The sequence below is a fragment of the Sodalis sp. (in: enterobacteria) genome (assembly GCF_047607725.1).
In the GTDB taxonomy this organism is placed as follows: domain Bacteria; phylum Pseudomonadota; class Gammaproteobacteria; order Enterobacterales; family Enterobacteriaceae; genus JBLKSS01.
Window position 1 is genome coordinate 1 of the sequence record NZ_JBLKSS010000327.1, and the last position, 7,078, is coordinate 7,078.

Consider the following 7,078-nt stretch of genomic DNA (forward strand, 5'->3'; position numbering starts at 1 on the left):
TCATACAACAAACCCACCAATAATTCAAGACGTCCTCCACGGGGCGCTTACGTTCGATTGAGGAGGGAATGACCGACGCGGCGGGCGTGGGTCATGTCGTATTACCGCCATTTCCTGAGCAATAAAAAACCGTCCGCGCGCGATGAACCGACATTTGATGTTGCTATAAAAATAACAAGAAACGCCCCTTAGTAATTATCCATATCAACAATTAATCAAGAAACCGCTAAGATATTTTATCTCTTCCGCACAGCGTATAACCACCATGAATAACGATGAAAAACATCAATCCATCATCTATTACGGCTGTATTATGTCAAAAATTTCCATGCTGATAACGCTACTAATGATTATCATTAACATCTTAAGCTGGTATATACCCGACATTATGCTTAATACCTATGAACTGAGTCTATTTGTGACCCAGAGAGTTATTACCAACCCGGTAATAATACTTACGAACATCGGACAAATGACGTTAGGCATGATAGTCACGACCCTCCCATTACTGTCGCTAGCCTTCGGTATGTGCGCCCTTCACCGGTTATTTAATATTTACCGCCTAGGGCATTATTTTTCCCTGAGCGCAGCGCGGCAGCTCAATCTCGACGCCGTCGGTTTTTTTCTTTGGGCGGTAGCGGACATAGTGTGCGAACCCGCTTTGACATATTTCATAACGTTGCCGTTGCCCAAAGCCAAACGCATCATCTCACATAGTTTTTCGGTCGGACATGGCGTAGCGCTGCTGCTCTCGTCCGCGCTAACGGTTATCGCCCAGATTCTACGGCACGCCTGCTGCCATAATAACGAACGGCGTAACGTCGATTAAGATATTGGGGTAATCAATTAACCTATTCCGTCACCGGGGAATAATGTCGCGGTGCCTTGTAACGGGAAACGTTAACCTTATTATTGGCAGATCATAGGGCGATAATAGACGCGCGATGGTGGGTGTGAACGCCGCTCGTCTGGCTAAAGCGTCCCACTAATGGACGCGGCGATGAGTTTAGAGACGCTTTAATTGTTTACGCCATTTCATTAACGTACAGCGCCCTTGTGTTTTAGCTCGCGGGTAAGATACCCTTTCCATACTCTAGCCATTAAGCGCCGAATAATGAATCGCCACGCCGGTATCGGGACATATTCCCTCTCACCGCGGTAGCAATCCGCCAAAATGCGTTTTTCCTGTTACATATGTTTAGAATTTACTAAACCAAGTAAAGCTGGGTCAAATTTCAGCTTTTAAGACATTTCGTTATTTAATACCGCCAACGCGTATCCCATATTAGTCAGTAACAGGCAGTACCCGGCAGTCGTTTAATGAGGAAGCTATGATGAAAAAGACCACCCTTGCACTGGTTATGACGATTTTCGCGGCCAGCAGTTGTTTCTCCGCGTTTTCCTGGGCCGACGGCCCACACGGACAGCCATCTCAGCAGCAGTGGCAACAGGGCCATGGCGGGCAGGGCGGTCCAGGTGGACACGGCGGTGAACATGCCGGCGGCCCGGGTGGCGGCCGCGGCCATGAGGGTGGCCCGCACGGGGGCCCGGGCAGACCCGGCGGCGAACGGGATCATTTTGCCTGGAACGGCCATGATTTCCGCCGTGGCCATCCCGCTCCCGAGCATTTTCGCGGCGATGATTTCCGCGTTTACGATTGGCATGCGCGCGGCCTACAGGCGCCACCTCAGGGAGAACATTGGGCTTACATCGACGGCAATTATGTGCTGATCGCCGCCGCTACGGGGATCATTACATCAATCATAATGAGCACGATGTTGCCTCATTAAGCGTCTCCCGCCGGTGGCGTTGCGCGCCGCCTGCGGTCTGCGGGCCCGTTTGCCGCCCGCTACCCCGGCTGGCGCTCTTGCGTCCCGCAGCCCCAATCATTAACCTGTAAATTATCTACCCCCTTAATTTTCGCCGACGTCGGCGCAGTACCGACAGAGCCCGGCGGAAAATCAGCAGGCAAAGCGGATGAAAATCATCATTATCGGCGCCGGCATGATCGGCGCGTCACTGGCGTTTGAAACCGTCAATCTCGGTGCCAGAGTGACCGTCCTTGACGCCGGCGAACGGGTCAGCGGCACCTCCGGCACGTCTTTCGCCTGGGTCAACGCCCACGGTAAACCGCCGTGCGACTATCAGCAATTAAATAACGCCGGCATTGACGCGCATCAGGCGCTCCAGGCGCGCTTTCCCCACCGCCGCTGGCTGCACTTGACCGGCAGCGCAGAATTCCGTCATCCGCACGACGCGGCCGCGCTGGCGGCACAGGCGCGGCAATTGAGGGCGTGGGGGTATCCCGTCCGTTGGCTGGACAAAGGGGCCTTACTGGTGCGGGAACCGGCGCTGGCGCGCGACGCCGTGCCGGCCACGCCGATATTGTGGTGTGAACGAGAGGGTTGGCTGGATACGCGGCTGTATATCAATACCCTGCTGGATGAAGTTATCGCTGGCGGCGGTAGCGTATCCACCGCCACTGCCGTCGCCGGCATCATCCGTAAAAACAATCGTGTCACCGGGGTCACCTTGGCCAACGGCCGGGCGCTTAACGCCGATCTGGTGGTGAACTGTTGCGGCCGCTGGGCCGATAGCCAGCCTTTCCAGCCGGATCTCGCTCTGCCGCAGGCCCCCACCGCGGGCCTGCTGGTGCGGGTGCCATCCGCCGCAGCACCGGTCCGCCACGTTCTTATCACCCCGACATTCGATGTCCGCCCCGACGGTCCGGGCCACAGTCTGATCTGCCCTAACGACTTAGAGGTATCCTGGGCATTGACCGAATCTCCCGCCGCGCGGGATCAAGCGGCAGCCGAGCTATTGCGGGAAGCAGCCCGGCTGTTACCTGGATTACGCGGTCTTACGGATTATCAGGTCACCACCGGCATTCGCGCACTGCCGAAGGATGGCTTGCCCGCGGTCGGTCCGGTACCGGGGTTAACGGGCTATTACTTTCTGGTCACCCATAGCGGCGTGACGCTGGCGGCGCTGCTGGCGACATTGGCGGCGCGGGAGATGATGACAGGCCAGACGGCGTCGGTATTAGCCCCCTTCCGCCCCGACCGTCTTCTCAGCTAGCGGCCAACACCGCGCCGTGGATATCGCATGGGTGGCGCTAACACGCCGCTAATTGCGCCTTAACCTTCACGGTTTGGCACCGTTGACGGCGGGCTTAATCACGCGGGCCATTGCCGCGATAACGTCCTTGATGCCGTGGGCCTGCCAGAAAGAGACTAATGCCTGCAACGGCGGAACGTTGCCGGCAAGATGCGCCGGCGGCCAAAGCGTAATCCGATGCCCTGGCACCTCGGGTAGCGGCGGCAACCAGCGCTGCACGCAATGCAGCGGATTCATATTGTCCGCTGTAACAGCAGATACTCCCGCTCGCCGCCCGTCGTTTCGCCCTGGCTGGCGACGCACCATAGCGGCTTAGGGTTTTTTCAGCCACGTCCGCCGGATTAAATGTCACCGCCATCGAACCGGTCGCCACAGCGGCGATGGCGGCAAGCGAACCGCCGAGAGAATGGCCGGTGAAAAGCACTTTGTCGCCAAAACAGTGTCTGGCCTGCCGCGCCAGCGCCACCGACGCTTGATACTGCGCATCCCGGTAGCCCAGCGACGCCCGTAGATTGGTCAGCCAATCGTTGAAACCATTGGTGCCGGCAAAGGCCAGCACCACCTGCCTGCCGTTGCCAGAAATTGGCCTGAAAGCCTGAACGTTTGTCGCGCAGCATCGCCTTATCGAGACCGTATCGGCGCAAATCGTGCGGGGTAAAGCGGCGAAAGGCGCCCGGCGGTAGGGCGGAATGTTTAGCATAAACATCGCCGGCTATCTGCGCTAACAGGTAATCACCCTCCTGCGGCAGGACGCCGCAGGTGATATACTCCTCACCGCCGCGCCCATGTTGCATCGCCGGCGCTGACCTGATTTGCCGCGGTAGCGGCCGTGGCTGGCGCGCGCTCAGCGGCCGTGAGGCGCGCCGCCAGGGCAGACGTTGCCTGATGCCTCGCGGCGTAAGAACGTGCCCAGGACACCGCACCGGGCCCCGATGGGAAAACTCGTTGTAACATGCTTACCTCCTATCGCCATGTCGCTGTTCTTACTGGCAATTTAAGCGATGGCGCTAGGCCGAAATTGCAGGAAATGTTCATGGCGCCCCCCCTTTTGCGCGATATTACAAGGGTGATTGCCGGCAGGTTGAGCATCCCCTAGCCATAAAGACGTTTACCGGCGCAATTTGCCGTGCGCTTTAAGAAAGGAGATAGAGAGTTAAATAGAGCCGTTATTTATTTCTGCAATAGCTACAGGCTTAAACATATATTTCTCTGCTTACTCACCCGGTAGTGAAAACCGCAAATACCATAATTAACCCATTTATAAACCAGTAAATTTTCTCTGAACAATCCAGCAGGAAAATTAATACTGCTGTCAGAGCACATTGATAACTTCCGGCTAGCTTAACAAGATGACGGCGGACAAGGGTAATCGATCGGCTTGATAACCTCAATTTATTCAATCTCTTATGGAGACTATTAAATATGCCCACTCTACACAAACCTGCGGTTTATTTGCCGGAATACATCATTAGCCAGCAAGACACGATTAATTTAGCCAGGACAAACTTTAAAGACAATCCGAATTTAGAAAAATAGATCGAATTGATTATTAATACCGGTGTTATGAAAAGACATATTATACAGCCCATCGAGCTCGCCACGCTGCATCCTGGATTCGGCTATCGGAATACGGTATTTGAATATGAGTCAAAACGCTTGGTACCCGGCGTGGTTGAAGAAGCACTAAACAATGCTTCCGTCAGCGCCAGCCAAATCGCCGCGATTATCTATGTCTCCTGCTCGGGTTTTTTGATGCCGTCGCTGACCGCCTGGCTTATTAACCATATGGGACTACCGGATAACACTATGCAATTGCCTATCGCCCAATTAGGCTGTGCCGCCGGCGGCGGCGCCATCAACCGGGCACATGATTATGTTTTGGCACATCCCGGCAGTAACGTACTGATTATTAGCTGTGAGTTTTGCTCCCTGAGCTATCAGCCCACCGATGGCGATGTCGGCAGCCTGCTCTCCGACGGGCTATTCGGCGATGCCATCAGCGCAGCGGTCGTCACCGCTGAACCCGGAGCTGGGCTCTCGCTGGAGCTCAACGTCAGTTATCTGATCCCCGACACCGATGAATGGATCCGCTATCAGGTTAAAGATACCGGTTTTCATTTCCGTCTGGACAAGCGCGTACCGGGTACCATGAAACCGCTGGCGCCCGTGATGCGTCAGATGACCTGCGAGCACGGCTGGGATATAGAAAACCTGGCCTATTACATCATCCACGCCGGCGGCCCGCGTATTCTCGACGATCTCGCCAAGTATCTTCGGGTCGATTTGCAGCAATTTTCTTTCAGCCGTGACACGCTGGTCAATTGCGGCAATATCGCCAGTTCGGTGGTGTTCGAGGCCTATCGCCGCATGCATGAAAAAGGCATTTTCACCCGCGGCGGCAAGGCGATTATCGCCGGCTTCGGCCCCGGCATTACCGCCGAAATGAGTTTGTCGCAGTAGAACTAATGGGCAAATAACGGCAACGCGTCGCTTACTCCTTTCGGGCGCACGGCGACGGGCGACGCATGCCGATATGGTGAATGCCATCTTCATCGTAAATGTCCGTCACCGCCGCAAATCCCAGAGCGCGGTAAAAAGCCTGCAAATGCGCCTGGGCGGAGAGGGTTACCGGTTTCTCCAGCCATCGCGCGGCGCCTGACGCCAGCGCCTGATGCATTAGCCGTGCCCACAGGCCCAGGCCACGCGCCCGGGGTGCAATGACCACCCGTCCGATACTCACCGCGTCTCGCTGCACCAGCAAACGGGCGCACGCCACCAGTCCTGCCTCGTCAAAGCCGGCAATATGACGATTGTCGCCCTGCATATCCAGGCCATCCATATCCGCGTACAGACACTGTTGTTCGAGTACGAATACCGCGCTGCGCAAAGACAGCAACTGATAAAGTACCGGCGCGCTCACCTCGCTATGGTGCCAGTCGCACCTGTTTACCGTCATGATGTCCCCTTCTATCTGGTTAATGACCTATTGTCTCCGCGACCGCCCGGCGCCGCGCGTGCGGCTATAACCTATACTTATAAGGGCATTATGCCTGAGACATCGTTATAAATGGGGTAAAAATGAAACAGAAAAATAGCACGATCGGGATTGCGCCTTATGGCGGCTCCGCCGGCGGATGGGGCGCATTAAAAGCGGTGGCCGACGCCATTCGTGGCCAAATGTCGGTGAACCAGGATATTATTGCCCTGTTTAAAGTTAACCAATCACAGGGATTCGACTGCCCCGGCTGTGCGTGGCCGGATCCGCTGCATACCTCGTCTTTTGAATTTTGCGAAAACGGCGCCAAAGCGGTCAGTTGGGAAGCCACAGGCAAGCGGGCCACGCCGGACTTTTTCGCCGCCCATACCGTAAGCGAACTTTGGCAGCACCATGATTTCGATTTGGAAGGGGAAGGGCGGCTGACCCAGCCGATGAAATACGATGCCGCCACGGATACTTATCGGCCTGTCGAATGGGACGTAGCTTTTTGCGAAATAGGCGCGGCGCTGCGGCGTTACACGGACCCTAATTGTGTGGAGTTTTACACGTCCGGACGCACATCCAACGAGGCGGCATTCCTTTATCAGCTGTTTTCCCGCGAATACGGCACCAATAATTTTCCATATTATTCCAATGTGTGCCATGAACCCACCAGCATGGGTTTGCCGGCATCCATCGGCGTGGGTAAAGGCACCGTAACCCTTGAGGATTTCGAGCATTGCGATCTGGTCATGTGCATCGGCCATAATCCCGGTACTAATCATCCGCGCATGCTAGCCACCCTGCGCGAGGTGGCCAAACGCGGCGCCACCATCGTGGCGTTTAATCCCCTGCAGGAGCGGGGGCTTGAACGGTTCACGTCCCCCCAAAGCCCGATAGAAATGCTCACGCTCAGCGCCACCGAACTTTCGAACCACACTGCGGGCGGCAGTGTCGAACCGGCATTCCGGTCGTCACGCACAT

The 7,078-nt window shown here is 55.8% G+C and carries 7 protein-coding genes; 5 read left to right on the forward strand and 2 right to left on the reverse strand.

Annotation, left to right across the window (positions count from 1 at the left end):
- The first annotated feature begins 265 nt into the window (after window positions 1-265).
- The 3 genes from ACMX3H_RS19570 (at window position 266) to ACMX3H_RS19580 (ending at window position 3,078) form a co-directional block, all read left to right on the forward strand.
- On the forward strand, window positions 266-829 hold the full coding sequence (locus tag ACMX3H_RS19570) for a hypothetical protein (RefSeq protein ID WP_415210048.1): 564 nt from the start codon (window positions 266-268) through the stop codon (window positions 827-829).
- A 502-nt stretch (window positions 830-1,331) separates the two neighbouring features.
- Entirely contained in the window at window positions 1,332-1,790 is a 459-nt protein-coding gene (locus tag ACMX3H_RS19575; RefSeq protein WP_415210047.1) for an RcnB family protein, read from the forward strand.
- A 187-nt stretch (window positions 1,791-1,977) separates the two neighbouring features.
- Entirely contained in the window at window positions 1,978-3,078 is a 1,101-nt protein-coding gene (locus ACMX3H_RS19580) for an NAD(P)/FAD-dependent oxidoreductase (protein WP_415210046.1), read from the forward strand.
- A gap of 94 nt (window positions 3,079-3,172) precedes the next feature.
- Here the strand turns inward: ACMX3H_RS19580 and ACMX3H_RS19585 are convergent, their stop codons facing one another.
- Window positions 3,173-3,817, reverse strand: a complete 645-nt coding sequence (locus ACMX3H_RS19585) for a hypothetical protein (protein ID WP_415210045.1) — start codon at window positions 3,815-3,817, stop codon at window positions 3,173-3,175.
- An 863-nt stretch (window positions 3,818-4,680) separates the two neighbouring features.
- Here ACMX3H_RS19585 and ACMX3H_RS19590 point away from each other — a divergent pair.
- Window positions 4,681-5,577: a type III polyketide synthase gene (locus tag ACMX3H_RS19590; protein ID WP_415210044.1), complete on the forward strand. Its 897-nt coding sequence runs from the start codon at window positions 4,681-4,683 to the stop codon at window positions 5,575-5,577.
- 31 nt (window positions 5,578-5,608) lie between these two features.
- Here the strand turns inward: ACMX3H_RS19590 and ACMX3H_RS19595 are convergent, their stop codons facing one another.
- The gene (locus ACMX3H_RS19595) at window positions 5,609-6,073 is read right to left on the reverse strand and encodes a GNAT family N-acetyltransferase (RefSeq protein WP_415210043.1); all 465 of its coding nucleotides are present in this window, start codon (window positions 6,071-6,073) and stop codon (window positions 5,609-5,611) included.
- Window positions 6,074-6,195: 122 nt separating this feature from the next.
- Here ACMX3H_RS19595 and ACMX3H_RS19600 point away from each other — a divergent pair.
- Window positions 6,196-7,078, forward strand: an 883-nt coding sequence (locus tag ACMX3H_RS19600; RefSeq protein WP_415211918.1) for a molybdopterin-dependent oxidoreductase, incomplete at its 3' end; no start/stop codon positions are given.

Bases quoted from the DNA above. Each gene is read 5' to 3' on its own strand.
- ACMX3H_RS19570 (WP_415210048.1), top strand. From the start codon at position 266: ATGAATAACGATGAAAAACATCAATCCATCATCTATTACGGCTGTATT.
- ACMX3H_RS19575 (WP_415210047.1), top strand. From the start codon at position 1,332: ATGATGAAAAAGACCACCCTTGCACTGGTTATGACGATTTTCGCGGCC.
- ACMX3H_RS19580 (WP_415210046.1), top strand. From the start codon at position 1,978: ATGAAAATCATCATTATCGGCGCCGGCATGATCGGCGCGTCACTGGCG.
- ACMX3H_RS19585 (WP_415210045.1), bottom strand. From the start codon at position 3,817: ATGCTAAACATTCCGCCCTACCGCCGGGCGCCTTTCGCCGCTTTACCC.
- ACMX3H_RS19590 (WP_415210044.1), top strand. From the start codon at position 4,681: ATGAAAAGACATATTATACAGCCCATCGAGCTCGCCACGCTGCATCCT.
- ACMX3H_RS19595 (WP_415210043.1), bottom strand. From the start codon at position 6,073: ATGACGGTAAACAGGTGCGACTGGCACCATAGCGAGGTGAGCGCGCCG.